The 26,336-nt window shown below is 63.9% G+C and carries 24 protein-coding genes, 1 tRNA gene and 4 pseudogenes; 16 read left to right on the top strand and 13 right to left on the bottom strand.

Going from position 1 to position 26,336, the window contains the following annotated elements; all coding sequences use genetic code 11:
• Positions 1-59: 59 nt before the first annotated feature.
• The 3 genes from ABIF91_RS16650 to ABIF91_RS16640 all read left to right on the top strand — a co-directional run bounded on the left by ABIF91_RS16650 (position 60) and on the right by ABIF91_RS16640 (position 1,033).
• Positions 60-470, top strand: a complete 411-nt coding sequence (locus ABIF91_RS16650) for a TIGR02300 family protein (RefSeq protein ID WP_035673723.1) — start codon at positions 60-62, stop codon at positions 468-470.
• A gap of 95 nt (positions 471-565) precedes the next feature.
• Positions 566-641: transfer RNA gene (locus ABIF91_RS16645), tRNA-Ala, on the top strand.
• 149 nt (positions 642-790) lie between these two features.
• Positions 791-1,033 carry a GIY-YIG nuclease family protein gene (locus tag ABIF91_RS16640; RefSeq protein WP_028180118.1) on the top strand — a complete coding sequence of 81 codons (243 nt, stop codon included), beginning with the start codon at positions 791-793 and terminating at the stop codon, positions 1,031-1,033.
• A 2-nt stretch (positions 1,034-1,035) separates the two neighbouring features.
• Here the strand turns inward: ABIF91_RS16640 and ABIF91_RS16635 are convergent, their stop codons facing one another.
• Entirely contained in the window at positions 1,036-1,497 is a 462-nt protein-coding gene (locus ABIF91_RS16635; protein ID WP_028180119.1) for a MarR family winged helix-turn-helix transcriptional regulator, read from the bottom strand.
• Between the two features lie 153 nt (positions 1,498-1,650).
• Between ABIF91_RS16635 and ABIF91_RS16630 the strand changes: the two genes are divergently transcribed.
• The 12 genes and pseudogenes from ABIF91_RS16630 to ABIF91_RS16575 all read left to right on the top strand — a co-directional run.
• A complete protein-coding gene (locus tag ABIF91_RS16630) occupies positions 1,651-2,073 on the top strand; it encodes an organic hydroperoxide resistance protein (protein WP_028180120.1) in 423 nt (140 codons plus the stop codon).
• Between the two features lie 175 nt (positions 2,074-2,248).
• Positions 2,249-3,454, top strand: a complete 1,206-nt coding sequence (locus tag ABIF91_RS16625) for a CaiB/BaiF CoA transferase family protein (RefSeq protein ID WP_028180121.1) — start codon at positions 2,249-2,251, stop codon at positions 3,452-3,454.
• 594 nt (positions 3,455-4,048) lie between these two features.
• Entirely contained in the window at positions 4,049-5,365 is a 1,317-nt protein-coding gene (gene ugpB / locus ABIF91_RS16620; RefSeq protein WP_424579262.1) for a sn-glycerol-3-phosphate ABC transporter substrate-binding protein UgpB, read from the top strand.
• Positions 5,366-5,415: 50 nt separating this feature from the next.
• Entirely contained in the window at positions 5,416-6,297 is an 882-nt protein-coding gene (gene ugpA, locus ABIF91_RS16615) for a sn-glycerol-3-phosphate ABC transporter permease UgpA (RefSeq protein WP_028180123.1), read from the top strand.
• Positions 6,297-7,145, top strand: coding sequence for a sn-glycerol-3-phosphate ABC transporter permease UgpE (ugpE, locus tag ABIF91_RS16610; RefSeq protein WP_028180124.1), 849 nt, complete (start codon positions 6,297-6,299; stop codon positions 7,143-7,145). Before ugpA ends, ugpE begins: the two co-directional genes overlap by 1 nt.
• A 108-nt stretch (positions 7,146-7,253) precedes the next feature.
• Positions 7,254-8,342, top strand: a complete 1,089-nt coding sequence (locus tag ABIF91_RS16605; protein WP_028180125.1) for a sn-glycerol-3-phosphate import ATP-binding protein UgpC — start codon at positions 7,254-7,256, stop codon at positions 8,340-8,342.
• A gap of 307 nt (positions 8,343-8,649) precedes the next feature.
• Positions 8,650-9,075, top strand: a complete 426-nt coding sequence (locus ABIF91_RS16600) for an Hsp20 family protein (protein WP_028180126.1) — start codon at positions 8,650-8,652, stop codon at positions 9,073-9,075.
• Positions 9,076-9,125: 50 nt separating this feature from the next.
• Complete coding sequence (locus tag ABIF91_RS16595) at positions 9,126-9,398, top strand: DUF1150 family protein (protein ID WP_011083553.1); 273 nt, start codon at positions 9,126-9,128, stop codon at positions 9,396-9,398.
• Positions 9,399-9,612: 214 nt separating this feature from the next.
• Complete coding sequence (locus ABIF91_RS16590; RefSeq protein WP_028180127.1) at positions 9,613-10,254, top strand: TetR/AcrR family transcriptional regulator; 642 nt, start codon at positions 9,613-9,615, stop codon at positions 10,252-10,254.
• Positions 10,251-12,938, top strand: a complete 2,688-nt coding sequence (locus ABIF91_RS16585; RefSeq protein WP_028180128.1) for a molybdopterin-dependent oxidoreductase — start codon at positions 10,251-10,253, stop codon at positions 12,936-12,938. The genes ABIF91_RS16590 and ABIF91_RS16585 overlap by 4 nt, the downstream gene beginning before the upstream one ends.
• Before the next feature lie 11 nt (positions 12,939-12,949).
• The gene (locus ABIF91_RS16580) at positions 12,950-13,855 is read left to right on the top strand and encodes an FAD binding domain-containing protein (RefSeq protein ID WP_424579261.1); all 906 of its coding nucleotides are present in this window, start codon (positions 12,950-12,952) and stop codon (positions 13,853-13,855) included.
• A 113-nt stretch (positions 13,856-13,968) separates the two neighbouring features.
• Positions 13,969-14,052, top strand: a pseudogene (locus tag ABIF91_RS16575) (DUF1150 domain-containing protein); the annotation flags it as partial.
• Between the two features lie 24 nt (positions 14,053-14,076).
• Here ABIF91_RS16575 and ABIF91_RS16570 read toward each other — a convergent pair.
• The 3 genes and pseudogenes from ABIF91_RS16570 to istB (ABIF91_RS16560) form a co-directional block, all read right to left on the bottom strand.
• Positions 14,077-15,093: a glycoside hydrolase family 5 protein gene (locus ABIF91_RS16570; RefSeq protein WP_028180130.1), complete on the bottom strand. Its 1,017-nt coding sequence runs from the start codon at positions 15,091-15,093 to the stop codon at positions 14,077-14,079.
• A gap of 13 nt (positions 15,094-15,106) precedes the next feature.
• Positions 15,107-16,101, bottom strand: a pseudogene (locus tag ABIF91_RS16565) (O-antigen ligase family protein); the annotation flags it as partial.
• Positions 16,102-16,176: 75 nt separating this feature from the next.
• Positions 16,177-16,476, bottom strand: a pseudogene (istB, locus tag ABIF91_RS16560) (IS21-like element IS1631 family helper ATPase IstB); the annotation flags it as partial.
• A gap of 87 nt (positions 16,477-16,563) precedes the next feature.
• Between istB (ABIF91_RS16560) and ABIF91_RS16555 the strand changes: the two are divergent.
• A protein-coding gene (locus ABIF91_RS16555; RefSeq protein ID WP_129557670.1) for an IS3-like element ISRj2 family transposase occupies positions 16,564-17,693 on the top strand; the annotation gives its coding sequence in 2 pieces (ribosomal slippage) (positions 16,564-16,816 and positions 16,816-17,693; 1,131 coding nt in all).
• A 146-nt stretch (positions 17,694-17,839) separates the two neighbouring features.
• Here ABIF91_RS16555 and istB (ABIF91_RS16550) read toward each other — a convergent pair.
• The 9 genes and pseudogenes from istB (ABIF91_RS16550) to lptC all read right to left on the bottom strand — a co-directional run.
• A pseudogene (gene istB, locus ABIF91_RS16550) lies at positions 17,840-18,061 on the bottom strand (IS21-like element IS1631 family helper ATPase IstB); the annotation flags it as partial.
• Positions 18,062-18,065: 4 nt separating this feature from the next.
• A complete protein-coding gene (istA, locus tag ABIF91_RS16545; RefSeq protein WP_100214066.1) occupies positions 18,066-19,823 on the bottom strand; it encodes an IS21-like element IS1631 family transposase in 1,758 nt (585 codons plus the stop codon).
• A 66-nt stretch (positions 19,824-19,889) separates the two neighbouring features.
• Positions 19,890-20,228 carry a hypothetical protein gene (locus tag ABIF91_RS16540; RefSeq protein WP_028179146.1) on the bottom strand — a complete coding sequence of 113 codons (339 nt, stop codon included), beginning with the start codon at positions 20,226-20,228 and terminating at the stop codon, positions 19,890-19,892.
• Between the two features lie 197 nt (positions 20,229-20,425).
• A complete protein-coding gene (gene ptsN / locus ABIF91_RS16535; RefSeq protein ID WP_028179145.1) occupies positions 20,426-20,887 on the bottom strand; it encodes a PTS IIA-like nitrogen regulatory protein PtsN in 462 nt (153 codons plus the stop codon).
• 219 nt (positions 20,888-21,106) lie between these two features.
• Positions 21,107-21,712: a ribosome hibernation-promoting factor, HPF/YfiA family gene (hpf, locus tag ABIF91_RS16530; protein WP_028179144.1), complete on the bottom strand. Its 606-nt coding sequence runs from the start codon at positions 21,710-21,712 to the stop codon at positions 21,107-21,109.
• Positions 21,713-21,910: 198 nt separating this feature from the next.
• Positions 21,911-23,533, bottom strand: coding sequence for an RNA polymerase factor sigma-54 (gene rpoN / locus ABIF91_RS16525; protein WP_028179143.1), 1,623 nt, complete (start codon positions 23,531-23,533; stop codon positions 21,911-21,913).
• Positions 23,534-23,623: 90 nt separating this feature from the next.
• Complete coding sequence (lptB, locus tag ABIF91_RS16520) at positions 23,624-24,634, bottom strand: LPS export ABC transporter ATP-binding protein (RefSeq protein ID WP_028179142.1); 1,011 nt, start codon at positions 24,632-24,634, stop codon at positions 23,624-23,626.
• A 218-nt stretch (positions 24,635-24,852) separates the two neighbouring features.
• The gene (locus ABIF91_RS16515) at positions 24,853-25,575 is read right to left on the bottom strand and encodes an LptA/OstA family protein (protein WP_028179141.1); all 723 of its coding nucleotides are present in this window, start codon (positions 25,573-25,575) and stop codon (positions 24,853-24,855) included.
• Positions 25,572-26,318: an LPS export ABC transporter periplasmic protein LptC gene (gene lptC / locus ABIF91_RS16510; protein ID WP_028179140.1), complete on the bottom strand. Its 747-nt coding sequence runs from the start codon at positions 26,316-26,318 to the stop codon at positions 25,572-25,574. The genes ABIF91_RS16515 and lptC overlap by 4 nt, the downstream gene beginning before the upstream one ends.
• Positions 26,319-26,336: the final 18 nt, after the last annotated feature.

Below are 26,336 nucleotides of genomic sequence, written 5' to 3'. Positions count from 1 at the left end.
GCGGGCCGCCAACTAGCCAAGTGAAACACCGCTTTTTCAGACATCCCAGGATTCCTGCCGTGGCCAAGTCCGAACTCGGAACCAAACGTATTTGCCCGACCACGGGCAAGAAGTTCTATGACCTCAACAAGAATCCGGTGATCTCGCCCTATACCGGCGAGGTGGTGCCGATCGCCCCGGTGGCGCCCGCTCGCGTCCCCCGCGGCGCCGAAGCCCGGCACGCGGCGACAGCGGACGCCGCGCCGGAACCGGCGGAGGCCGAAGAATTGGTCTCCCTCGAGGAGGCCGATGCCGAGGAAAATACCGGCAAGGTCAAGGCCGTCGTGCCGGAATCCGAGGATGATATCGAGGTCGATGAGACCATCGACGACGACGATGACGATGATTCGACCTTCATTGCCGACGAGGAAGAGGGCGATGAGGACGTGACCGACATCATTGGTGACGTCGGAGGTGATGAAGAGACTTGAGATCAGCCCTGATCTGTGAAAAAGGGTGCTCCGCGCGAGTCGCTAGGCTCGCCGGTCCGGGGTGATCAACCAGGTTCACCCCGGTGAAGGACTAAGGGGCCATAGCTCAGCTGGGAGAGCGCTTGCATGGCATGCAAGAGGTCGGCGGTTCGATCCCGCCTGGCTCCACCACGCTTCGCCCTTCGGGCTACGCGTGGCGCAGCCGCGCGGAACCTGAAGGGTGAAGCGTGGTGTCCGGCGTAGCCCGTAGGGCGAAGACGGACTGTCTCACATTCTGATTTCCTCTACTTCCCATCCGGCTACCCAGCCGCGAGACATCGATGTGGTATGTCTACATCATCCGGAGCATCGAGTTCCCCGACCAGGAATACATTGGTGCCACGGAAGATCTGAAGCGACGTCTTCCGGAGCACAATGCCGGCAAATCCGCTCACACCGCCAAGTTCGTGCCGTGGAAGCTGGTCTGGTACTGCGCCTTCCCTGATAAGCTGAAGGCCTTGGCATTCGAGAAATACCTCAAATCACACTCCGGCCGCGCCTTCTCGAAAAAGCGGCTCTGCTAGCCCTACTCCCCGATCACCGCATTGAGCCTGTCGCGCAGCGCGACGATCTCGTCCTTCATCGCGACCAGTTCCGACACCGAACAGTCCGACGCCGCAAGGATCGACTGCGGCACGGCGCGGGCCTTTTCCTTGAGCGCGTATCCCTGCGGCGTCAGCGCGATCAGCACCTGGCGCTCGTCCTCGCGCGAGCGGCTGCGCTTGACGAGATGGGCGGCCTCGAGCCGCTTGAGCAGCGGCGTCAACGTGCCCGAATCCAGGAACAGCTTCTCGCCGATGTCCTTGACCGGCACGTCGTCGCGCTCCCACAGCACCAGCATCACCAGATATTGCGGATAGGTCAGGCCGAGCCGGTCGAGCAGCGGCTTGTAGACGCGGTTGAAGGCATGCGCTGCGGAATAAACCGCAAAGCAGATCTGGTTGTCGAGCCGCAGCGGCGCGTCCGCTGCCGATGGTTTCCTGGCCATTGCAGAATCTCACGAGGTTCGGCCGCATTGTGGGGCCGGTCGGCGGCACATTCAATTGCGAACAATTAAATGTGAGACAGCGCAATTTCAATTGCGCACAATCTAATTGCCTGCAATAAAGATCGCACCCACCCCAAGATCAGGGAGACCACAATGTCCGTGAACGTCCTCTACAAGACCAGCGCAAAAGCCACCGGCGGCCGCGACGGCCATGCAGCGACCCTCGACGGCGCGCTCGACGTCAAGCTCACCACGCCGAAGGAGCTCGGCGGCGGCGGCGCCGGCAACAATCCCGAGCAGCTGTTTGCGGCCGGCTATGCCGCCTGCTTCATCGGCGCGATGAAGTTCGTGGCTTCGCAGGGCGGCCCGAAGGTTCCGGCCGACGCCTCCGTCACCTCGACCGTCGGCATCGGACCGCGCTCCGAAGGCGGCTTCGGCCTCGACATCGATCTGGCGGTCTCGCTGCCGGGCCTTGCCCGCACTGAGGCCGAGGCGCTGGTCGAAAAGGCGCATCAGGTGTGCCCCTACTCCAATGCCACGCGCGGCAATGTCGACGTTCGCCTGACGGTCGTCTGATCGAAGTGCGGATGGGCTGGCCCCGGGACCTCCCCGGGGCGGGCCGCTTTGCTGTTTTGCCACGCCGCGGCATTGACGCGCGACGGCGCATGCGGCCCTACGCCGGGAGCCATTGCTGCTCCTGGCAAACCTCGCTAGGCCTGTGACCGAACCTCGACACAGGAGAAGCGAAGGCATGAGTTCTGAAGCCGCCCCAGGTGCCATGAGCGGACTGCGCGTCATCGATCTCACGCGCGTGCTCGGCGGTCCCTACTGCACCCAGATCCTCGCCGACCATGGCGCCGACGTGATCAAGGTCGAGCCGCCCACGGGCGACGAGGTGCGCGAATGGGGCCCTCCCTTCCACGAGGAGGACGCGGCCTATTTCGTCGGCATCAACCGCAACAAGCGCTCGATCGGCCTCGACCTCGCCGCCGAGGGCGGCCGCGCGGTGCTGCTCAAGATGCTGGAGACGGCCGACGTCCTGATCGAGAATTTCAAGCCGGGCACGCTGGAGAAATGGGGCATCGGCAACGAGAGCTTGCGCGAAAAATTCCCGCGCCTCGTGCATTGCCGGATCTGCGGTTTCGGTGCCGATGGCCCGCGCGGCGGCAACCCCGGCTATGACGCCATCATCCAGGCCATGACCGGCATGATCGCAGCGACCGGCTCGCCCGAGAGCGGGCCGATGCGGATCGGCGTGCCGCTGGTCGACATCACCACCGGCCTTTATGCGGCGATCGGCATCCTGATGGCGCTTTCGGAGCGGCAGCGCTCCGGCAAGGGCCAGTTCCTGGAGACGACGTTGTACGAGACCGGCCTTGCCATCATGCATCCGCACACCGCGAACTATTTCATGCATGGCAAGCCGCCGTCGCTCACCGGCAACGAGCACCCGAACCTCGTGCCCTACGCGATCTTCCCGACCAAGACCGACAACATCTTCATCGGCGTCGGCAATGACGGCACCTTCCGCAAGCTCGCCAAGGAGATCGGCAAGCCCGAGCTCGGCACCGACCCGCGCTTTGCCCGCAACAAGGACCGTATCGCCAATCGCGAGGCGCTGCGTGCCGAGCTTGCCGCCGTGTTCAGCCAGCACGAGGCCGAGCCGCTGTGCAATCGCCTGCTCGCGGCAGGCCTGCCTGCGGGGCCGGTGCAGAAGATCGACCAGGCGTTGACCAATCCGCACACGATCTACCGCGGCGATATTATCGAGAAGGACTGGTACAAGGGCGTGGCGTCACCGATCCGGCTCGATCGCTCAAAGCCGAGCCTGCGCCGCCTGCCGCCGAAATTCAGCCAGCACGCGGCGGAGGTGCTCGGCGAGTTCGGCTACTCCAAGGCCGAGATCGACGCGATGGTCGAGAATGGCACGGTCTGCGGCCCCGAGCGCAAGCGCTGAGATAAGACCGGGATCGAGCGTCGCCGCAGGTGCGCTCCCTCCCCCGCTTGCGGGCAGGGCCATCGCATATGACTTTCGGACGGGCCAGAGCAAGCGCCTCGTCCTTCGAGACGACCGCTTTGCGGTCCCCTCAGGATGAGGCTAAGTGGCATCAGTGCCCGTTGAAACTGCTGCCGCACACTCCGCCCTTATCCTGAGGGCCCGCCGGAGGCGGGCGTCTCGAAGGATGGCCGCAGGCGAGTATCCCGCCGCGTTTCCTCACATGCGATGGCCCTGCGCTTGCGAGGGAGGGCTGAGGAGAGTGTGTCTCCGCGAAGGGACAGCCCCCCAGAGGAGAAAGCGCTCGCCCGGCGCTGCGCGCCAACCTCTCCCGCAAGCGAGAGAGGTTTGGAGCCGGCGGCCTGACCGTCAGCCACAACGATGCCGCACTGCGACGCGACCACACGCGTGCGGCGCGCACGTCTTCGCCTATTCGACGGCTTCCCTTTTCCAGCGCTTGCCGCTTTCGTTTCGGCCGCTTACACAGTCATGTGAACGTCATATGGTGCTGCTAGCGCAAGCGCTTCTTCAGTGACGGGCAAGGGAGGATTCTTGATGGCTCTTCGACATATTGGTGCGGCTGCCGCATTTGCACTCACGGTCGGCTTGTCGGCTTCGCCGGCGCTGGCTGTGACGGAAATCCAGTGGTGGCACGCGATGACCGGCGCCAACAACGACGTCATCGTCAAGCTCGCCAACGACTTCAACGCCGCGCAGAGCGACTACAAGGTGATCCCGACCTACAAGGGCAACTACGCCGATACGATGAACGCCGGCATCGCGGCGTTCCGCGCCGGCAACGCGCCGCACATCATGCAGGTGTTCGAGGTCGGCACCGCCACCATGATGGCCGCGACCGGCGCCGTGAAGCCGGTCTACAAGCTGATGGCCGAGACCGGCGAGAAGTTCGATCCGAAGGCCTATCTGCCCGCGATCACCGGCTACTATTCGACCTCGAAGGGCGAGATGCTGTCCTTCCCCTTCAATTCGTCGTCGACCGTCATGTGGGTCAATCTCGACGAGCTGAAGAAGGCGAATGTCGAGATCCCGAAGACCTGGCCTGAAGTGTTCGACGCCGCCAAGAAGCTGCACGACAACGGCCATCCCACCTGCGGCTTCTCCAACTCCTGGGTCACCTGGGTCAATCTCGAGCAGCTCTCCGCCTGGCACAACGTGCCGCTCGCCAGCAAGGCCAACGGCCTCGACGGTTTCGACACCGTGCTGCAGTTCAACGGACCGCTCCAGGTCAAGCACCTCGAGAAGCTGGTCGAGCTCCAGAAGGACAAGACCTACGACTATGCCGGCCGCACCAACACCGGCGAAGGCCGCTTCACGTCGGGCGAATGCCCGCTCTACCTGACCTCGTCGGCCTTCTTCGGCAACGTCAAGGCGCAGGCCAAGTTCGCCTTCACCGCGGTGCCGATGCCCTATTATCCCGACGTGAAGGGCGCGCCGCAGAACTCGATCATCGGCGGCGCTTCGCTCTGGATCATGGGCGGCAAGTCGGCCGAGGAGTACAAGGGTGTCGCGAAGTTCCTGACTTTCCTCTCCGATACCGATCGTCAGGTCTATATCCACAAATCGTCGGGCTATCTGCCGATCACCAAGACGGCCTATGACAAGGCCAAGGCCGAAGGCTTCTACAAGGACCAGCCCTATCTCGAGACCCCGCTGCTCGAGCTGACCAACAAGGAGCCGACCGAGAACTCCCGCGGCCTGCGCCTCGGCAACATGGTGCAGCTCCGCGACGTCTGGGCCGAAGAGATCGAGCAGGCGCTGGCCGGCAAGAAGACCGCCAAGCAGGCGCTGGATTCGGCCGTCGAGCGCGGCAACACGATGCTGCGGCAGTTCGAAAAGACCGCCGTGAAGTAAGGCGACAAGCGGCAGGCCGGTGAAGCCGGCCTGCCGCTGCTGCGGGCATCATGCAAAAGCAAGCCATTTTCCAATCCAAGCTGTTGCCCTACGCGCTGGTTGCGCCGCAGCTCGCGATCGTCCTGATTTTCTTCTACTGGCCTGCCTTGCAGGCGGTGATCCAGTCCTTCCTGCTCCAGGACGCCTTCGGCCTCTCGACCAGCTTCGTCTGGTTCGAGAACTATATCGACCTGTTCAAGGACCCCGCCTATTTCGAGGCGATCCTGCGCACCTTCTTCTTCTCGTTCGCGATCGCGGTGTCGTCGCTGTCGTTTGCACTGCTGCTCGCCGTGATGGCGGACAAGCCGCTGCGCGGCTCGATGCTCTACCGCACGCTGCTGATCTGGCCCTATGCGGTGGCGCCGCCGGTCGTCGGCGTGCTCTGGATCTTCATGCTGCATCCCTCGCTGGGGGTGCTCTCGCGCTATCTGCGGGCGCTGGGCATCGACTGGAATCCGCTGCTCGACGGTGACCAGGCCGCGGCGCTGATCATCCTCGCCGCCGCCTGGAAGCAGATCTCCTACAATTTCCTGTTCTTCCTCGCCGGCCTGCAAAGCATCCCCAGAAGCGTGCTCGAGGCCGCCGCGATCGACGGCGCGCGCCCGATGCGGCGGTTCTGGACCGTGACCTTCCCGCTGCTGTCGCCGACCATCTTCTTCCTCCTGGTCGTCAACATCGTCTACGCCTTCTTCGACACGTTCGGCATCATCGACACCATGACCCGGGGCGGCCCCGGCAAGTCGACCGAGACGCTGGTCTACAAGGTCTATACAGACGGCCTGCTCGGCGGAAATCTCGGCAGCTCTGCGGCACAGTCGGTGATCCTGATGATCATGGTCATCGTGCTGACGGGAATCCAATTCCGCTTCGTCGAACGCAAGGTGACCTACTGATGGTCGAGGAAGAGGGCTTCCGGCGCTACGTCGCCCACATCATCCTCTGGATCGGGATCGCGATCGTCGCCTTCCCGGTCTATCTCGCCTTCATCGCCTCCACCCAGGACAACGCGGTGATCGCCAACGGCCAGATGTCGCTGCTGCCGGGCGGCCATTTTCTCGAGACCTACTATCAGACGATCTTCGTCGGAACGAGCGGCTCGACCCGCGAGCCGGTCGGCAACATGATGCTGAACTCGCTGGTGATGGCGCTGCTGATCGCCGTCGGCAAGATCGCGATCTCGATCATCTCGGCCTATGCGATCGTGTATTTCCGCTTTCCGTTCCGGATGCCGATCTTCTGGCTGATCTTCATCACCCTGATGCTGCCGGTCGAGGTTCGCATCTATCCGACCTACAAGATCGTCGCCGATCTGCACATGCTCGACAGCTATGCCGGCCTGTCGCTGCCGCTGATCGCCTCGGCCACCGCGACGCTGCTGTTCCGCCAGTTCTTCATGACGGTGCCGGATGAGCTGCTGGAAGCCTCACGCATCGACGGCGCAGGTCCCTTCCGCTTCTTCTGGGATACGCTGCTGCCGCTGTCGCGCACCAACATGGCGGCGCTGTTCGTGATCCTGTTCATCCTCGGCTGGAACCAGTATCTCTGGCCGCTGCTGATCACCACGCGCGACGACATGCAGACCATCCAGGTCGGCATCCGCAAGATGATCACCACCACCGACGCGCTGACCGAATGGCCGATCGTGATGGCGACCGCCGTGCTGGCCATGCTGCCGCCGGTGTTCGTCGTCGTCGTCATGCAGAAGCTGTTCGTGCGCGGACTGGTCGAGACGGAAAAGTGAAGATGGCGAATAGCGAATGGCGCGTAGCGAATGGGGTCGCTGCGTCAGCCTTGCGTACTAACCAGTCCCCATTCGCCACTCCCTTTTCGCCATTCGCCGGAAGATCCCATGGCTAACGTCACCCTGCGCAACGTCCGCAAGACCTATCCCGGCGGCTTCGAGGCCATCAAGGGCGTCGACGTCGATGTCGGCGACGGACAGTTCTGCGTGCTGGTCGGGCCAAGCGGCTGCGGCAAGTCCACGCTGCTGCGCATGGTTGCGGGGCTGGAGACGGTCACCGGCGGCGAGATCGACATCGGCGGCCGAATCGTCAACGGAATCGAGCCCGCCGATCGCGACATCGCGATGGTGTTCCAGAACTACGCGCTCTATCCGCATATGAGCGTCTACAACAACATGGCCTATGGCCTGCGCAACCGCGGCATGGCGGAAGCCGAGATCAGGACCCGCGTCGACGAAGCCGCGCGCATCCTCGAGCTCACGTCGATGCTGGAGCGCAAGCCGCGCCAGCTCTCGGGCGGCCAGCGCCAGCGCGTCGCCATGGGCCGCGCCATCGTGCGCCAGCCCAAGGTGTTCCTGTTCGACGAGCCGCTGTCGAACCTCGATGCGAAGCTGCGCATCGCGATGCGGGTCGAGATCCGCAAATTGCAGCGCCGGCTCAACACCACGTCGATCTACGTCACCCACGACCAGCTCGAGGCGATGACGCTCGCCGACATTCTCGTCGTGATGAACGGCGGCCAGGTCGAGCAGGTCGGCAATCCCCTCGCGATCTACGAGAAGCCGGCGACGACCTTCGTCGCCTCCTTCATCGGCGCACCGCCGATGAACCTGATGTCGACGCGGCCAGAGGAAATCCGGTCCCAGCTCGCCGGGAGCGCGGCGGCCGACGCCGGCATCCTCGGCATCCGCCCGGAAGACTTCGTCATCACCGATCAGACCCCGGACGGCGGCGTCGCCTTGCCGCTCACCGTGGAAGCGATCGAGCGCGTCGGCGCCGAAACCTTCGTCTACGGCTCCCGCGAGCAGGAGGACCAGCGCGTCGCCGCCACGCCCGGCGAGCTGCCGCCGGGCGAGATCATCGTCCGCATTCCCGGGACCGAAGCGCCACCTATTGGCGCGAGAATCCGCGTCGCCGCGGCGCGGGCGAAGCTGCATTTGTTCAGCGGCGACGGGCGGACGCGGTTGGAGGCCTGACCGGATTCGCGGGGCCGACAGACGAAACTGCGAAAACAACCCCATGCACAGTAGAAGGGGGCTTGTTTTCATTGGAATAATTCGCCCCGCGAACTCGTCATGCCCGGGCTTGTCCCGGGACAAGCCCGGGCACGACGATGTGAAGCGCCCGAGCGAAAGCAAACCGCGTCACATGCGGGAATGACACCTGTGCAAGCTCACCGCTACGTCCTTGAACCTCCACGAGGATATTCCCATATTGCTGATCAAGGGGTGCCTTGACGGGCCCTGAAACACCAAAGTCGCTTCTGCGAGGACTTTGTAAACTATGTCTCGTGTTCCAACGCTCTCCAGTCCCTTTCTGCTGGGCTTCGACGAGATCGAGCGCGTGCTCGACCGCGTCGTCAAAGGCGCCGACGGCTACCCTCCCTACAATATCGAGAGGTGCGGCGGATCGGACGGGCAGCCCGAGCGTTTGCGCATCACGCTGGCGGTCGCCGGATTTACGCGCGACCAACTCGATGTAACCATTGAGGAAAACCAGCTCGTGATCCGCGGGCGGCAGCAGGACGACAAGTCCCGGCAATACATCCATCGCGGCATCGCCGCGCGCCACTTCCAGCGCACCTTCGTGCTGGCGGAGGGGATGCTGGTGCTGGGTGCGGATCTGAAGAACGGGCTGTTGTCGATCGATCTGGCCCGGCCAGAACCGGAGAGGATCGTTAAGACAATCGCTATCAATGAGCACGAATAATGGAACGAGTAGCGGACTCGACCGCTTAGTGTTCCAGAGGAGTCGAGACCATGAGTGAAGGTCACGTTGCGTTCGAATACGAAGCCAAGAACGTCTCTCCGGAGACGCTGGCAACCCTGGGCGAAGGCCATATCGCCTACGTCAAGCAGATCCGCTCCGAGGACGTTCCGGGCCTGTTTCCCGAGGCGCCGAAAATCGCGCCAGGCCTCAAGCTGTTCGCGCTCCATGCCGCCGACGGCACGCCGATCATGCTGACCGACAGCCGCGAAGCCGCGGTCGCCAACGCCTGGAGCAACGAGCTGCAAGCGGTGAGCGTGCACTGAGCGCTCCAAGCGTCGCACGAATAGGGTTTCAACGGGCATGCCTTCACGTGAAGGCGTGCCCGTTTTCATTTGGGAGGTGATGTTTTCGCATCACCATCGCCAGGGAATTCGGCGATGTCCCCGCCCGCGTGCCGGGGGCGGCCTTGGCTCTTGCGTGGAGACCGTCATCCATCCGTGATTTGACATTTCAGTCGTGTTTGTCAAATCTGACAAAATGCAGGCCAAGGCCCCTCCCCAGGACCGGATCCTCGACGCCGCCTTGCGCGTGTTCCGGCGCCACGGCTTCCGCCGCTCCTCGATCGAGCAGGCGGCGGAGGAAGCCGGACTGACGCGGCAGGCGCTCTATCATCACTTCGCCTCCAAGGAGGCGCTGTTTCGCGCCGTGCTCGAGCGGATCTACGAGCAGGGGCTAGCCGCCGAAATCGCGGCAGCGACGGCGGCGGAAGACGCGGGCCTCGAGCTTGCCGACATCCTGGTCGCCGAGATCGGCGCGCGCATGCAGTCGCTGCTCGCCTCGCTCAAGGACTCGCCCCATACCGAAGAGCTGTTTTCCGAGCACCTCGCGCAGGCGCGTGACCTCTACCAGAGCTATTCCAACCGTTTTGCCGACGAGATCGCGACCACGATCGCGCGGGTGTGCCGCAAGCGAAAGCTCAAGCTCGAAAGCGGCGTCAGCGTGCGCGAGCTCGCGCGCTGCGTCGAGATGGCGATCCACGGCACCAAATCCGCTTTCCCTTCCATGCAGCCGGTCGACGCGTTTCTGAAACAGCTCGAGACCATGCTGCGCATGCTGATCGCCGGCGCGATGGCGCCGTCCGCAAAGAAGTCCCACCGCAAAACGGGAGTTCGCAAATGACCACCACGACCATCAATGGACGGCCTCTGGTGCTGCCCGACGATCCGGATGCGCTCTTGATCGACGTGATCCGCGATGGCGGCCTCACCGGCACCAAACTCGTCTGCGGTTCCGGCGTCTGCGGCGCCTGCACCGTGCTGCTCGACGGCACGCCGGTCGTGAGCTGCCTGTGGCCGGCACAGGCGGCCGCCGGTAAATCGCTGACGACCATCGAGGGCATAGGTAGCACCGGATTGCATCCGGTGCAGAAGGCGTTCATGGCGCACGACGCTTTGCAATGCGGCTTCTGCACGCCCGGCTTTGTCGTCGAAGCCACCGCCTTCCATGACGGCTGGCGCGCGACCAAGGGCGCGGCGACACCCTCGCGCGAGGAGATCGCCGCCGCGCTATCGGGACATCTCTGCCGCTGCGGCGCCTATGAAGGCATCTATCGCGCCGTCGCCGAGGCTTGCTCGGGCCGCTTCGACGGCATCGAGCCCATCGCGCCGCGGCTGGAAGCCCGCGACAAGGTGACGGGACTGGCCCGCTACACAGTCGACATCCACCATGACGGCCAGCTCGAAGGCGTCATCCTGCGCGCGCACATCGCGCATGCGAGGATCACCGGGCTCGACCTGGCGCCGGCGCGCGCCATTGCCGGCGTTGCCGCGGTCGTTCCGCTGCTCGACGATGACAACATGGTCCGCTTCGTCGGCGCGCCGATTGCAGCCGTCGCGGCCAGGGATCGCCGCACCGCACTGAAGGCAATCGCCGCGATCAGCTTCAAGCCCGAGCCTTTGCCCGCGGTGATCGGGCTCGATGCAGCGCGACGCGACGATGCGCCCGTCGTGTTCGAAAAGAAGGACCGCAAGCGTGCCGGCAACGTGTCCGAGGGCGCCGGCGGCGCACCGGTGTCGTGGAAGGGCAATGTGCGCGGGCCTTCGGCGCCGTTCTCGCAAAAAGCCAAGCAGGCCAAGAGCTGGCTTGACGACGCGCGCCAGCAACGCAATCCGCTGCTGGTCGAGGAAACCTTCCGCGTCTCGACGCAACAGCACGCAAGCCTCGAACCACATGCCGCCGTAGCCAAATTCGATGGCGATCAGCTCACCGTGCACATCTCGACCCAGGCCATTCACGAGAGCATGGAGAAGATCGCCAAGCGTTATGGCCTTCCGCACGACAAGGTGCGTGTGATCGCCGACCATGTCGGGGGCGGGTTCGGCTCCAAGGGCAGCGTTGGGCTGGAGACCATCGCCGCAATCGAGCTTGCGCGCGCCGCGAAGGCACCGGTGCGTGTCGCCTTCGATCGTGAAGAGGAGCTTTCCGTCGCCGGCTATCGTCCGGCCGCCGAGCTGAAGCTGTCCCTGCTGCCGTCGGCGGAAGGCCGCCTCAAGGCGCTGTCGCTCACCGCCCATGCCGATACCGGCGCCGCCGTGAATTCGCTGATCGCCGGCCTGGCGCGGCTGATCTATCCGGCCGAGGCAAAGGAACTCGTCGACTTCGACGTGCTCAGCAATTTGCCGCCCGGCGCGCCGTTCCGCGGCCCCGGCGGTCCGCCGATGTCGTTTGCGCTGGAGCAGGCGGTCGACGAAGCGGCGCTGCGCATGAAGATCGATCCGATTCACCTGCGCAAGCTCTGGGACCCCGATCCCAACCGCCAGCGGCTGTACGACTGGGCTGCCGGCCTCGACGTCTGGAAGCGCCGCAAGCCGGCCGCCTCGCAGACCGGCCGCTATCGGCGCGGCGTCGGCGTCGCCACCGGCTACTGGCTCTATCTCTGGCAGACCGGCTCCTCGGTCGAACTCGCGATCAAGGGCGGCCGCATCGTCGCAAGCTGCGCGGTGCAGGATATCGGTACGGGCACGCGCAGCGTAATCGCGAACACCGTCGCGAAGGCGTTTGATCTCGAGCCGCAGGACGTGGAAGTTCGCATCGGCCGCTCCAACCTGCCGCCCGGACCAGGCTCCGGCGGCAGCCGCGTCACCGCCTCGGTGGTGCCGCCGACCTTGCTCGCCATCGACAAGCTGAAAGCGGAAATCAAGCGCATCGGGTCTCGCACACCTGCTCCGGGCTCGAACGCGCCGTGGCGCGAGATGATCGCGGCTTCTCCCGACATCGCGGTGTCGGCGAGACGCCAGGAGGACGGCAAGCCGCCGCGCGGCGTCAGGCCCGCGCTGCACGAGGCGGGCATCATGGGCCGGGTGTTCGGTTGGGTGCTGCGTCTGATGAACCACATGGTGGTCGGCGCCGGCGTGCCCAGCTCGGTGCAGGTGATGGAAGTCGAGGTCGATACCTGGCTCGGCCATGTGCGCGTGCTCAACGCCTATACGGGCCTCGCGATCGGCAAGCTGGCCGCGCCGACGCTGGCGCGAAGCCAGGCCGCGGGCGCGGTGATCCAGGGCATTGGCTACGCACTCTATGAGTCGCGGGAGACCGATCCTTTGAGCGGCCACATCCTGAGCGGCAGCATGGAGGATTACCGCATTCCGGGGATTGGCGACATGCCGAAACTGGAAGTGCATTTCGACGAGGCCGGTTTCGAGCATGTGCCGGGCGGCAGCGTCGGCATTGGCGAAGTCGCCACCGTGCCGACCTCGCCCGCGATCGCCAATGCCATCCGCGATGCGATCGGCGTGAGACTGACCGAAATTCCGTTCCGGCCCGATCGTCTGGTGGCCGCGCTGAAAGGGAGGGATGCAGCATGAGTGTCGCCGTCATGACCGCCATGCCCACGCCTGAATTCCGCGCTGGAGGCACCGACTTCAGCGAACGCCGCCGCAGCGGCGTGTCGCAGGGAATGCTGATCGACATATCGGCCACCGGCGACAAGACGATCACCTGGGACGCCGATGGAGCAGCCCAGATCGGCGCGCTTACCACCATCGCCACGATCGCGACGGACGCTCGCATCGCCGCTGCCTATCCCGGTATTGCGGCGAGCGCGCATGGCCTCGCCACACCACAGGTGCGCCAGGTTGCAACGCTTGGCGGCAATCTCGCGCAACGTTCGCGCTGCTGGTATTTCCGCCGGGCCGACATCGATTGCCTGAAGAAAGGCGGCAGCACCTGCCCTGCCCGGTCTGGCAATCATCTCTATGGCGTTGCCTTCGATCTCGGCAACTGCGTCGCGCCGCATCCCTCGACCATGGCGGCGGCTCTACTCGCCTATGATGCGACCATCACCACGGACCGGCGCAGCGGATTGACGATTGCCGGCCTGCTCGGCGACGGCTCGGTCGCGCACGCCGATCATACACTGGCAGCAGGCGAGATGATCAAAAGCATCGCGCTTCCTGCTCCGATTGAGGGCGAGCGCGCTTCCTACAAGCGGGCGATCAGCCGGACCTATGCGGAATGGCCGCTGGTGGAACTCTGCGCCCGCGTCGTGATCGCCGACGGCAAGTTCCAGCTCGTGCGTCTCGCTGCAGGCGGCGTCGCGCCCGTGCCGCTTCGCCTCACCGCCGTGGAAGTCCAGCTCAGTGGCAAGATTGCCAACGCGGCATCGATCGCAGAAGCGGCGAAAGCGGCGAGCTCGGGTGCCAAACCATTGCCGATGACGGCCTACAAGCTCGATCTTCTGCAAGGGCTGGTGCGCGACGTGCTGGAGCGACTTTCGGACTAAAGCGCGATGAGATTTGGATGAATCGTCATCGCACTTTAGGTTCTTGTTTGAGCATGATCCGGCGCCTGCTGCCGACGGTCAGCTGAAGCGCACCAGCGGCGCCCTCGAAGGCGTCGCCGGGAATGCTGACCGACAGCCGCGAAGCTGCGATCGCCAGCGCCTTGAGCGACGAGCTGCAAGCGGTAAGAGTGCACTGAGCACACGCGCGCGAACCTCCCGCCTCAACGCCCCGCCGGGATCAGCGCCCGCATGATGTCCGGCTTCCAGGTTTGACGCGCGCCGTCGAATGCCGCGAAATCATGGTCGAACTGCCAGTAGGCCCATGCCCAGCCAAGCCGCTCCGCACTTCGTGCCACGAACGACAGATATCTCGTCCGGGCTTCGGCTGGGGCGGCCTCGTACACGCCGAACTCGCCGAGATAAATCGGGCGCTTTTCCCGTTCGGACCAGATACGCACCTTCTCGAAATCGGCGCGCGCCTTTCGTTCGTCCTCCGGAGTGCCCCAATCGAGCGGCCCTACGCGCGAAAACGTTTCGGACCACGGCGCGCCCTGGTGCGTGAAACGGATCGGCGCGTAGTAGTGAAAAGTGACGATGAGGTTTCTGTCATCCGCCGGCAGGACCAGTTCCTCGACCGGCATGTCATCGACGTTGAGAACGGCGGCAATGACCGTCCGCGTGGGATTGGTGGCGCGGATGATGTCGAGACACTCGTTCAGAAGGGCGTTCCAGGCGGCGGACGTCATCTGCCCGCCCGGCTCGTTGAGGACCTCGAAGACGAGCCTCGGATATTTTCCGGCATAGCGCTCGGCGAGCTGCGTCCAGAACGCTTTCAGCTTCCCGGAGCATTCGGACACGTCGCGCTGGCAAAGCTCGGTATCGTGCTCGTCGAGGACGGGAATGAGATTCCGGGCAAGCACGTCCTCGATGACGGCATCAAGCCGCCTCAGCACGATTTCATCCAGCAGATTCCCGGCGCCCATGAACTTGAAGCCGAAGAAATTGATCCGGACGTGCGAGAAGCCGGCCATTCTGATCGCAGTGAGGTTGTCCAGACGAAACGGCGCGTTCCGGCCTCCCTCCCAGATGCCGTCGTAGCCAAGGATGTTGATGCCGCGCCTCAATTTCGGGGGCGCGGTGCCCTGCCCGGCCGCCTCGGCCTGGGAGAAGATCGCAAGCGCCGACATCACCAGCGCGAGGGCGAAGATTACCGCCCGGCGGGCGCAGAGCAGCTTCATCCTGCGTGCTCCATCATTGCAGGGTTTGCTGCTGCACCGGCCTGCACACAGCGAAGAAGAATGCGACGAGCAGCACCGACGTGAACATCGTCGAGCGAAGGAACATCGTCTCCGTGAAATTCGATTGAAAGCTCAGGACGACGAATCCGATGATGAGAGCGCAGTAGCGACGATCGATCGACCGGGTGGCGATCAAATACAGGACCTTCTCCGAGAACAGATAGACGCTCGCGACGAACAGCAGATATCCCAGGAATCCCGTCTCGATCGCCACCGCGATGTAACCGCTGTGATAATTGTCGAGCACCCAGCCATGGTTCTGGTTGAAATAGTCGTAAATTGCAGGACGCGTCCAGAATCCGTTGATGCCAAAGCCCAGCAGCGGCGCATCGTTGAAATGGCTGATGGCGTACTGCCAAATGAAGGTCCGCTCGGTCAAATTGATCGTCGTTTCTCCGAGATGGATGGAATCGTACCCCGTCACGTAGAAATACAGGATCAGCAGGGCGGCCAGGATGCACATGATGAACGGCAGCACCGCGTAGACTCTCATGCAGCGGATCGACCACATCGAGGTAAAGAGCAGTGCTCCCGCGGCAACTGCAACGGCACCGGCGCCGCGCGATTCCGAGGCGATGACGCAGGTCGATGCCAATAGGATATCGAGAGGAAGGCGATCCATCCCTGCCCCGTCATCTTCCGATAGCAGGCAAAGAACATCAGATATGCGCTGATGAAGCCGAGCGTCTGCTTCGATTCATAGATTCCTTGCCACTGGCCATTGTGCATCCAGCTCTGGTCCACGCCGATCTCGGGCACGAACACCGCGCACAAGGCCGAGGCCGCGACCAGTATGAAGAGCCCCAGCGCCGTCGACCCGACGATCTCGTCGATGTCGATACGCGTAATGAGGCAGTACGCACCGAAAGTCGTCACCGCGAGTGCCGCGCTCTTCATGAACGCCGCACTGCCGAGGCTGGTCCAGAGAACGGAAACGACGGCAAGAGCCCCCGCGGGTTACTTCAAATTCTTCCGGGTGTGGTCAGTCAAATTCCTCCACCCGCGAGGCAGGACAAGGGACTGTTAGTTTGAGTTTGTTTCCCGGGCAAGAGCTTCAGCGGCTTCTTTGAGCCGATAGCTGCGTCCGTCGAACTCAAGCAGATGGCAATGATGCATAAGGCGATCGAGGATCGTCGTGCTCATAGTGTTGTCCCCAAGGTATGCCCCCCAATCCTGCACGACGCGATTGGAGGTGACGATGACGCTGCGGCGCAGTTTGTAACGCTGATGGATCAGGGTCTGCAGCAAAGTGCCGGCGTCGTCGGGGATGGCGCGTGCGAGGAATAGATCGTCCAGCACGAGGAGATCGCAGTCGATGATGGAGAGCTGGCCCCGCAAATTCGGACAGTAGCTTGAGTGGATTTTCTGCCTGACAGCGGCGAGGATTCTTGCTGCGAATCAGGAGCGAAGATGACGAAGAAGAGCCGCCGGACGCATTCTCCGGCATTCAAGGCGAAGGTTGCTTTGGCTGCGGTCAAAGGCGACAAGACACTGGCGGAGCTGGCGCAACTGTTTGATGTTCATCCGAACCAGATCACGATCTGGAAAAACCAGCTCCTGGAAGGCGCCGCCGGCGTGTTTGGGCATGACAAGACATCGGCCGAGACGCCGGTCGATTTGAAGGCGTTACATGCCAAGATCGGCGAGCTGGCGTTGGAAAACGATTTTTTGTCCGGCGCGCTCACCAAGGCGGGCCTGCTGAGCGCAAAGCGATGATCGACCGCGATCATGATCTTTCTATCGTGCGCCAGGCGAAGGTCCTGAAGCTGGCTCGCAGCACGGTCTACTATGAACCTCGGCCAGTTTCGGCCGAGGACCTTGCCTTGATGCGTCGGCTCGATGAGCTGCATCTCGATTATCCCTTCGCGGGAGCGCGTATGCTGCGATCGTTGCTGCGGCGGGAGGGCGTATACGCCGGTCGCCGCCACATCGCGACGCTGATGAAGCGCATGGGGATCGAGGCGGTCTATCGTCGCCCGAACACGAGCAAGCCGGCTCCGGGTCACAAGATCTACCCGTACCTGTTGCGCGGATTGAAGATCGAGCGGCCCGACCATGCGTGGGCAATGGACATCACCTACATTCCGATGCGGCGTGGCTTCGTCTATCTCGCGGCGGTCGTCGATGTGTTCAGCCGACGGGTCCTGGCCCATCGCGTCTCGATCACAATGGAGGCGGCCTTCTGCGTCGAAGCGGTCCAGGAGGCGTTGGCGAAGCACGGCAGGCCCGAGATTTTCAACACGGATCAGGGCAGCCAGTTCACCAGCCTCGAGTTCACCGATGTGCTGCTGGACGCGAAGATCGCCATCAGCATGGACGGCAAGGGCGCCTGGCGCGACAACGTGTTTGTCGAGCGGCTCTGGCGCACGGTCAAATACGAAGAAGTATATCTCCGCGCCTACGACAGCGTGTCCGAGGCGCGAGCGTCAATTGCCAAGTATCTGGCCTTCTACAATCAGGGACGCCCTCACTCGAGCCTTGACGGGCGCACGCCCGACGAGGCTTACTTCGGCACGCAAGCTATGGTGATGGCCGCATGACCGTCGCCGACGGTTTTGTCGTCGCTCTGGTCGGGCTACGCCCTCCCGACGCAACGACAAAACCGTAAAGCCCCGCGTTCAGCATAACCCGGCAGGAATCCACTTAAATCCAGCGGGGCGCTGTCCAAACAACCGGGGCCAGCTCTCTCGGCGAGCGTCAGCTTTTCGTCGAGCCCGGATTGCTGGTATCGCCGCTCGATAAGACGGGACTGACGACGGTCCAGTTCATCCTGCAGGATAAGGGAGAAGGTCTCGAGGAAGGGCTGGTTGGCGCCCTGCGCCTGGAGCACGCGCGTCTGCAGCGTGTCGCGGACACCCGACAGGCGCAGCTGTCGTAGGCAACGCTCAATTTCCGGCATGGTCATCATGTGGCTAGGTCTCCAGTTTAAGGTGAGAAGGTGCAGCGGGAGCGCTCGTGGCGCCGGAGTTGGCCGGGGTTGCGCAGGCGACACGAGCGCGGATTGCCGTGGCGTGATCGTCGTGAGCCTCGGCCTGCCGACCATTGTCGTCGGCGTCGCGCCGCACAGCGCGGCTGAAGAGGTCGCCGTATTCCGCGGGGGTACGGATCAGCGGATGATCCTGGGTGAGCGGCGATGCCGGCTGTGGCGTCACTCCAACCTGCTCGATCGCCTGTTCGAACAACCGCTCGACGGTCGCACGCACGTGCTTGTAGCGGTAGATGCGGTTGTCGATGGCGTGCGCGCAGGCCTGCTCGACCAGCCGCGCCGGATACTTCCGGCCCAGCCCGACAATGCCCCACATCGCGCGCTGTCCGGGGCGCCCTTCGGTGTCGAACACCTGCTGGCACAAGGCCCTGGTCTGCGGTCCGATGCGCTCGGCGCTCGCCAGCAGCACGGCGGTTTGCCGCGACGGGTTGAACGGCCGTTCGCTGGTCGGCAGGACGACAGAACCGGGGTGCGCCATCCGGGAATGAACACGCAGCAGCGCACGGGTGTGGCGATCACGGATCTCGATCGTGGTGGTGTAGATGCGCACGACGACCTGGCTGCCGATCGGCGCGGGCCGCGCGGCGTAATAGCTGTTGTCGACGCGTACGGTGGTGTCGTCGCAGACAGTCCGGACGACTTCGGTGAAGATGCGGAAGGGAGCGACAGGCAGCGGCCGCAGGTGCGGCTTCTCTTCCTGGAACATCGCCTCGACCTGACGGCGCGTGCTGCCGTGGATGCGTTTGGAAGCCCAGTTCTCCTCCCAGTGCCTCAAGAACTCGTTTTGCGCCTCCAGCGTCTCGAAGCGCCGTCCGGCCAGCGCAGTGCCCTGGGTATGTTGAATCGCATTCTCGACGCATCCTTTCCGATTTGGATCGGCCACGCGCGCGGGATCGGCGACCACGGCGTAATGAGCCAGCATCGCGCTGTAAATCGGGTTGAGCTGGGGCTCGTACAAATCCGGCTTGAGGACGCCTTCCTTCAGGTTGTCGAGCACGACATAGCTGGGGACCCCGCCAAAATACCGGAACGCCTCTTCGTGGAGCTGCGCCCAGACTTGTTGGCTGGACTTCCAGACTACCCGCCGGAAGCTGCGCCGCGAGTAGCGTAGCGTCATCACGAACAGGCGGGGACGACGGTACCGCCCGCTCTTCGGATCAACCGTCGGCGCGCCCTCGCCATAGTCGACCTGAGCTTCCTCGCCGGGGAGGAACTCAAGACGATCAAACTGCTCAGGATCAGCGTGCCGCAACCGGCGCACAAACCGCTTGACACTCTGGTAGCTGGACGGAAAGCCAAATTGATCAACCAGGTCCTGGTAAATCGCCTGCGCGTTCCGCTTCAGCCGGACCTGTTCTTCGATCCACGTCCGATGCGCTTCGCAAGCCGAACGGGCCAGGCTGCTGGTGACCGTCGCTTCCGATGTCCCAAAAGCCGGTGGTCGGGGTGGAGGAATTTGGCCGTCCGCGCTCACCGAGCCGGTGGTCACTTCCCCGGGGGAATTTGCCTCCGCACCGGCCCGCAGCGCCTGATAACGCCGGATCGTCTTGCGATCGACACCCGTCAGCCGGTGAATCTCGCGCTGGCTGGTGTTGCGATCAAGTAATGTAAGTACGGTGCTTTGCAGATGTCGCTTCAAGACGTTCAACTCCCCGGCCCCTTGCTGGCTAAAGGGGTCGAACATAAACGTCCTGCCTGACCGGCTACTGCTGTTCAGCGGCGCTGACGGCGATCATCAGGTGGGGGAGTTTCAAGTGACCATACCCGGGGGATTTTGACCGACCCACGGGGGAGCATAGAATGCGACCAGCGCGATGAGATCGGGATTGCACTGCACTCTCACGCGCGGGCGTACGAAGGCACTGGCGTAGATCAGGATGATCCACATCAAGAGCGCTACGGCCTGTTGCACATAGCTCCACTCTGCGCGAAGCAGCGCGGGATTGAAGACGCCCATCGACGCGATCACGTTGACGGTGATCGAAATGCGGATCACGTTTCTGGCAAGCGTTTCCACGCCGACCCCGCGCGCTTTCCAGATCGCGCTGTCGTATGCCTCGGAATCCGCCACGGTGTGCAGGCTGGCCATGAGCTGACCTTCCAGAAGCACGGTTAATATTTCGCTTAATGCGGAACGGCCTCAGGTTGAAGCGATTGCCACGGGCTCGGTGCGGGTGAGGGCTTTCTCCTCTAGGAGATTATCCCATCGCGGAAACACCCTCTCCCGCAAGCGGGAGAGGGAGTGCACCTCCGCCGTTGCAGCAATCAAGCCTCAACTCATCACGCTCAGGCCGCGGTCGCGGGCGGCAGTGCCAGCACCGAATAGATCGCCTCGGCATCGCGCGAGGCGCGGAGCTTCTTGGCGATGTCCTGGTCGCGCAGCAGGCGGGCGATCCGGGCGAGCGCCTTGAGGTGATCGGCGCCGGCGCCTTCGGGGGCGAGCAGCAGGAAGACGAGATCGACCGGCTGGCCGTCCATCGCCTCGAAATCGATCGGGCGGTCGAGGCGCGCGAACAGGCCAAAGATCTTTTCCAGCTTGGGCAGCTTGCCGTGCGGAATGGCGACGCCGTAGCCGACCGCGGTGGTGCCGAGCTTCTCCCGCTGCAGCAGCACCTCGAACACCGAGCGCTCGTTCTGCCCGGTCAGCTCGGCGGCCTTGGCTGCGAGCTCCTGCAAGGCCTGCTTCTTGCTGTTGACCTTCAATGCCGGGAGAATCGCCTCGGGTGCGACCAGATCGGTAATCGGCATGGAGGGTTTCCGAGGTGAATTAAACCGTCAGGTTCCGATTTGGCCAACTTGATAGACCAAGCTGAGCCGGCGTCAATAACATGAAGCAGGAGGCGCACTTAGCCCCGGTCGAGATGTGGGGGGCTTCTACTCCAACGCAATCCCGGTGCCAACTCCCGCGTGTGGCTTTGCCACCGTCAATGTTAAGGGCCGGAATGGTACGGTGCCCGAATCCCGGGCCTAGCCGGGCGATTGGCCGTCCACTTTCGCTCCCGGCGGGTCAATCCAGCCCACATTGCCGTCCGCCCGGCGGTAAATGATGTTCACCCGGCCTGACGAACCATGCTGGAATACCATGCAGGGCGCCCCGCTGAGGTCGAGTTCCATGACCGCTTCGCTGACCGAGAGCCGCTTCAGCGACGTGGTTTGCTCCGCGATGATGACCGGGCTGTAGCCGGTGACTTCCTCTTCGCCCTCTCCGGGCGCTTCCAGCACGTAAGCCGTGGCGTCGAGCGCAGCCATCGCTTCGGAGGCGACATGGGCCTTGCGCGCGGAGCGGTCCTTGAGCCGGTTCTTGTAGCGACGCAGCCGCCTCTCGATCATCAGCAGCGCCTGGTCGGCGCTGGCATAGGCATCCGGTGCGTTCGAATCGGCCTCCAGCGTGATTCCCGAATCGAGATGCAGGGCGCAATCGGTGCGGAAACCGAAACCGTCCTTGCTCAGCGTGATGTGGCCGGAATAGTTGCCGTCGAAATATTTGCGCAGCACCTCGTCGGTGCGGTCGGCGACGCGGCCGCGCAGGGCCTCGCCGACGCTGATGCTCTTTCCCGAAATCCGGAGAGTCATTGGATGCCTCGCTTGGTTTGTTGCCCCTGTCGCGATGACGAATCATCGCAACTGAAGTCGCTCCCTGCGCACGATCTTCGCGCGAACGCGCTCCGCGTATGTCGCGAGGAGAACCGCTGCACATCTTTCCGGAGCATGCGCATGCCTGGATCGGTCTCGAAGGGAAGACGAGAGTAGCGCGATTTCGCGCCAGCGCAATCAGGCCGGCTCGGGGTTGCGGGAGCGATCGGACAATGCGGTGGAGAGAACGTTACCAAGAGCGCTCTGCTTGTCGCGGCGGCGTTGCACCGAAGAGGGTATGCGCATGGCTTCGCGGTACTTCGCGACCGTGCGGCGGGCAATATCAATGCCCGAAGCGCGCAAGCGTTCCACGATGGTGTCATCCGACAGGATCGCGGAGGGCTCCTCCGAATCGATCAGCTGCTTGATGTGGTGACGCACGGCTTCGGCCGAATGCGCCTCGCCGCCGTCGGCCGAGGCGATCGAGGCCGTGAAGAAATATTTCAGCTCGAACGTGCCGCGATTGGTCGCCATGTATTTGTTGGCGGTGACGCGCGACACCGTGGATTCATGCATCTGGATGGCATCGGCGACGGCCTTCAGATTGAGCGGCCGCAGGTGCGCCACGCCATGCGTGAAGAAGCCGTCCTGCTGGCGCACGATCTCGGTTGCAACTTTCAGGATGGTGCGGGCGCGCTGGTCGAGCGCGCGCACGAGCCAGGTCGCGTTCTGAAGCGCGTCGGTGAAATAGGACTTGTCGCCGTCCTTGCCGACCTTCTTCGACAGCTCGGAATAATAGGTCTGGTTGACCAGCACACGCGGCAAGGTGTCGCTGTTGAGCTCGACATGCCAGCCGCCGTCGGGACCCGGACGGACATAGACGTCGGGCACCATGGTCTGCAGGCGCGCCGAGCCGAACTTCATGCCGGGCTTGGGATTGAGGCGGCGGATCTCGCCGATCATGTCGGCGATGTCCTCGTCGTCGACACCGCAGATCTTGCGCAAGGCAACGATGTCGCGCTTGGCAAGCAGATCGAGATGCTCGACCAGGGCCTGCATCGCGGGGTCGTAGCGGTCGAGCTCGCGGAGCTGGATCGCCAGGCACTCGCTCAAATTGCGCGCGAAGACGCCGGGCGGATCGAATTTCTGCAGCACGGCGAGGACGCCTTCGACGTCGGCTTGCGATGCGCCAAGACGCTCGGCGGCCTGGCCGAGATCGGCCGGCAGATAGCCGGCCTCGTCGACGAGGTCGATCAGGTACTGGCCGATCATGCGCTGGGCGGGTGCGGTGAAGGCGACCGCGAGCTGCTCGGCGAGATGGTCCGACAACGTTGTCTCGGCCGCGACAAAAGCTTCGAGATTGTAGTCTTCGGTACCAGAGGCACCGCCGCCCCATTCCGTATAGGTGGTCGGCGCGGCGTCCTGGGCGGTGCGCGCCGCAGCCTCGGCGGGCTCCTCGGAGAAGACGTTGTCGAGGCCCGTATCCAGGGTCTGCTCGATCTCGGCGCGGGTGCCGAGATCCTTGCTCATCCATTCTTCCTGGCCCGGCTCGAAACCCTCGGCGCCGCCGCCGAAGCCGTCCTCGCCCTGACCATCGCCTTGACCGTCGGAATCGCCGTAACTCCCGGCCTCGGCCGTAGCCTCCCCCGCCGGGCCCTCGTCACTGGCCCGTTCCAGCAGCGGATTGCGCTCGAGCTCCTCTTCCACGAACGTCGTGAGATCGAGATTGGACAATTGCAGCAGCTTGATCGCCTGCATCAGCTGCGGCGTCATGACCAGCGACTGCGACTGCCGGAACTCTAGTCTCTGCGTGAGCGCCATGAAGCAAGAACCGTTCCCAAAAATTGGTCCGATTTTTGCTTATCCTGGTCCGAGCCCGATGTACACGTCTTGACGAAACGCAAAAACGGGCTAGAGGCGGAATTCCTCGCCAAGGTAAAGGCGGCGCACGTCCGGATCGGCAACGATCTCATCCGGAGTTCCCTCGGTCAAGATTTCCCCGGCATAGACGATATAGGCGCGATCGGTGAGGCCGAGCGTCTCGCGGACATTGTGGTCGGTGATGAGCACGCCGATGCCGCGATTGGTGAGATGGCGGACGAGGTCCTGGATGTCGCCGACCGCGATCGGGTCGATGCCGGCGAAGGGCTCGTCGAGCAGCATGTAGTTCGGCCGCGTCGCCAGCGCGCGCGCGATCTCGACGCGGCGGCGCTCGCCGCCGGACAGCGCGATCGACGGCGATTTCCGCAGGCGCGTGATGTTGAATTCGTCGAGCAGCGAATCGAGCTGCTGCTCGCGCTTCTTGCGCGAGGGCTCGACCACTTCGAGCACGGCGCGGATGTTCTGCTCGACGGTGAGGCCGCGGAAGATCGAGGCTTCCTGCGGCAGATAGCCGATGCCGAGCCGCGCGCGCTGATACATCGGGAGCTTGGTGACGTCGTGGCCGTCGAGCTCGATCGCGCCGCGGTCGGCCTTGATCAGGCCGGTGATCATGTAGAACACGGTGGTCTTGCCGGCGCCGTTCGGCCCGAGCAGGCCGACCGCTTCGCCCCGGCGTACATAGATGCTGACGCCGCGCACGACCTGGCGGCTGCCGAAACTCTTTTCCACGCTATGCACAGCCAGGAAGCCGGGCCGCTTCAGCAGCTGAGGGCCGCCCGCGCCATTGGAGCTCGCGGCGGCCCTGACCGGGTGAACAGCCTGCGGACGCGGCGGCTCGACTTGATAGTCGGCCTGGTAGTCACCCCGGAACTGGTCCGGCGCGCGTATCGGCTGGTCGCGGGCGACCGGCGGCGCGTCCCTGATGGGACTGGGCACGAGGCCGCCGACGCTGTCACCGAGCGCGGTGATGTCCTGACGCGTAAATCCTGGCCGGCCGCGCTTGGCGGGGCGCCGACGGAACATGCTGAAGAGATCGACCATCCCCGCCTTCTAGCCTTTTCGCGACGATCCTGCGCGAATTCGCGCGATCTGCCGCACCGGCCTTTCAATTCGCCGAGGCAGCATGAGGGATGTCTCATGCCCAGTGAAACACGCCCGAAAAGCGGCGGATCCCGCTTCGAAAGCCCTGCGCGCTAGATACAGCCTCGCCGGGCAAGCTTCAACCTCGGATCGCGAGGATCCGAAACAAGTGATTGAATTCACTTTTGTTTACTTGCACCGGGCAATTGCAGAGGCGGCGCCGCGCCGGGTTTGGCCCCCTGCCCCCCCTGGCCGCAATCATTGCTGCCGCCCTGCGGCAGCAGCGCCTGCACCCGGCCGTTGTCGGATTCGACACGGGACACGCCGGTCGTCATGTCGACCATCAGGCGGTCGCCGCGCAGCACGTTCTTGCACTGGGTCAGAACCACCTGGCCGCCCGCGCCGCCGAGCATGGTGATGAGGTTGGTCCTGGTGTCGAACACGGCGGTCTCGCCGGTCACCACCTGGTCCTTCTGGGTGACCACGACATTGCCGCGCGCCTCCAGCCGCTTGATCGAGGAGCTGCCGCCCGGACCCGGCGTCGCCGACTGCATCGGCGCCGATTTCGTGCCCTTCGCCGCAGGCTGCGGTGCTGCCGGCTTGTCGCCGCCGGACTCGTAGAACACCACCAGCGTCTTCGAGGTCATGGTGGTGTCGCCCTGCACGACCTTCACATTGCCGGCGAAGGTCGCCTCCTTCTTCTTGTCGCGCATCTCCAAGGAGGCGGCTTCGATCTGGATCGGCTGATCGCGATTCTGAGAAAAACCCTGCATCGCGTTGGGCACGCCTTGCATCGTGCTCTGTGCGACGGCAGCGCCCGTGACGAGGAGCGCGAGACCGACGGCGAGCGCGGCCTTGCTGGCGACAGCGTCGCGCGGAAAACAGTTCATCATGAAAATCATCTTGAATTGGCAGACTTGTTCTGAGGCGTACGCGTCTTCGCAGGCGGCGCAGGCTCGGGCGGCGCAGGCTGGGCGGCGGGCTGAGCAGTAGCCGGCTCGTCCAGCTTGTCCAGGTGCATCACCACATTGCCCTCGAAGCGGATGACGTCACCACCTTCGGTAATTCGCAAGCGATCCGCGGTCAGCGTGCCATTGGTCAGCGTGACGTCGACGCGCTCGTCCGAGGAGACCGTGCCCTTGCCCATGTCGACGAAGGCCGAGTTCAGCCGCGCCTCGTAGCCGGTCGAGGTGCGCAGGAAGATATCCTTGTGCAGCTCGAGCTGCTGCTGCTTGTTGTCGAAGCGGCCGGTGCGGGCATCGAGGAAAAGCGTCGATCGATCCTCCATCAGCACCTTCGCGCGCAGGTCCGACAGATCGACATGATCGGGGTCGGTGATGTCCTGCGTCGCGGTCTTGGCCCAGAGCTCATAGGGCCGCTGGTCCGGCGTGAAACCGGCGAGGTGCGGCGATTCCATCGTGATCTTGGTGCCCGACACCACCATGTTTCCGGAATCGAGCGGCAGCTTCGGCATCAGCATGCGGAACGGATTGAAGATCGAGACGCCGACGATGGCGGCCATGGACAACAGCACCGCACCCGGAACCGCAATGCGCAGAATCCGCACCAGGCGGCTGTGGCGCGCCGCGCTGGCGAACTTCGCCGCAAGCGCGGCGTCGTAGGTGGGATTCTGGGCCGAATTCACCTGGGCTCCTGAAGTCCT

This window comes from Bradyrhizobium sp. USDA 241 (assembly GCF_049739505.1).
Taxonomy (GTDB): Bacteria; Pseudomonadota; Alphaproteobacteria; order Rhizobiales; family Xanthobacteraceae; genus Bradyrhizobium; species Bradyrhizobium liaoningense.
This window is presented reverse-complemented; position numbering and strand designations above follow the sequence as displayed.

Excerpts from the sequence above, each read along its gene's own strand:
- ABIF91_RS16640 (WP_028180118.1), top strand. The coding sequence starts at position 791 with ATGTGGTATGTCTACATCATCCGGAGCATCGAGTTCCCCGACCAGGAA.
- ABIF91_RS16635 (WP_028180119.1), bottom strand. The coding sequence starts at position 1,497 with ATGGCCAGGAAACCATCGGCAGCGGACGCGCCGCTGCGGCTCGACAAC.
- ABIF91_RS16630 (WP_028180120.1), top strand. The coding sequence starts at position 1,651 with ATGTCCGTGAACGTCCTCTACAAGACCAGCGCAAAAGCCACCGGCGGC.
- ABIF91_RS16625 (WP_028180121.1), top strand. The coding sequence starts at position 2,249 with ATGAGTTCTGAAGCCGCCCCAGGTGCCATGAGCGGACTGCGCGTCATC.
- ugpB (WP_424579262.1), top strand. The coding sequence starts at position 4,049 with ATGGCTCTTCGACATATTGGTGCGGCTGCCGCATTTGCACTCACGGTC.
- ugpA (WP_028180123.1), top strand. The coding sequence starts at position 5,416 with ATGCAAAAGCAAGCCATTTTCCAATCCAAGCTGTTGCCCTACGCGCTG.
- ugpE (WP_028180124.1), top strand. The coding sequence starts at position 6,297 with ATGGTCGAGGAAGAGGGCTTCCGGCGCTACGTCGCCCACATCATCCTC.
- ABIF91_RS16605 (WP_028180125.1), top strand. The coding sequence starts at position 7,254 with ATGGCTAACGTCACCCTGCGCAACGTCCGCAAGACCTATCCCGGCGGC.
- ABIF91_RS16600 (WP_028180126.1), top strand. The coding sequence starts at position 8,650 with ATGTCTCGTGTTCCAACGCTCTCCAGTCCCTTTCTGCTGGGCTTCGAC.
- ABIF91_RS16595 (WP_011083553.1), top strand. The coding sequence starts at position 9,126 with ATGAGTGAAGGTCACGTTGCGTTCGAATACGAAGCCAAGAACGTCTCT.
- ABIF91_RS16590 (WP_028180127.1), top strand. The coding sequence starts at position 9,613 with ATGCAGGCCAAGGCCCCTCCCCAGGACCGGATCCTCGACGCCGCCTTG.
- ABIF91_RS16585 (WP_028180128.1), top strand. The coding sequence starts at position 10,251 with ATGACCACCACGACCATCAATGGACGGCCTCTGGTGCTGCCCGACGAT.
- ABIF91_RS16580 (WP_424579261.1), top strand. The coding sequence starts at position 12,950 with ATGACCGCCATGCCCACGCCTGAATTCCGCGCTGGAGGCACCGACTTC.
- ABIF91_RS16570 (WP_028180130.1), bottom strand. The coding sequence starts at position 15,093 with ATGAAGCTGCTCTGCGCCCGCCGGGCGGTAATCTTCGCCCTCGCGCTG.
- istA (WP_100214066.1), bottom strand. The coding sequence starts at position 19,823 with ATGTTCGACCCCTTTAGCCAGCAAGGGGCCGGGGAGTTGAACGTCTTG.
- ABIF91_RS16540 (WP_028179146.1), bottom strand. The coding sequence starts at position 20,228 with ATGGCCAGCCTGCACACCGTGGCGGATTCCGAGGCATACGACAGCGCG.
- ptsN (WP_028179145.1), bottom strand. The coding sequence starts at position 20,887 with ATGCCGATTACCGATCTGGTCGCACCCGAGGCGATTCTCCCGGCATTG.
- hpf (WP_028179144.1), bottom strand. The coding sequence starts at position 21,712 with ATGACTCTCCGGATTTCGGGAAAGAGCATCAGCGTCGGCGAGGCCCTG.
- rpoN (WP_028179143.1), bottom strand. The coding sequence starts at position 23,533 with ATGGCGCTCACGCAGAGACTAGAGTTCCGGCAGTCGCAGTCGCTGGTC.
- lptB (WP_028179142.1), bottom strand. The coding sequence starts at position 24,634 with ATGGTCGATCTCTTCAGCATGTTCCGTCGGCGCCCCGCCAAGCGCGGC.
- ABIF91_RS16515 (WP_028179141.1), bottom strand. The coding sequence starts at position 25,575 with ATGATTTTCATGATGAACTGTTTTCCGCGCGACGCTGTCGCCAGCAAG.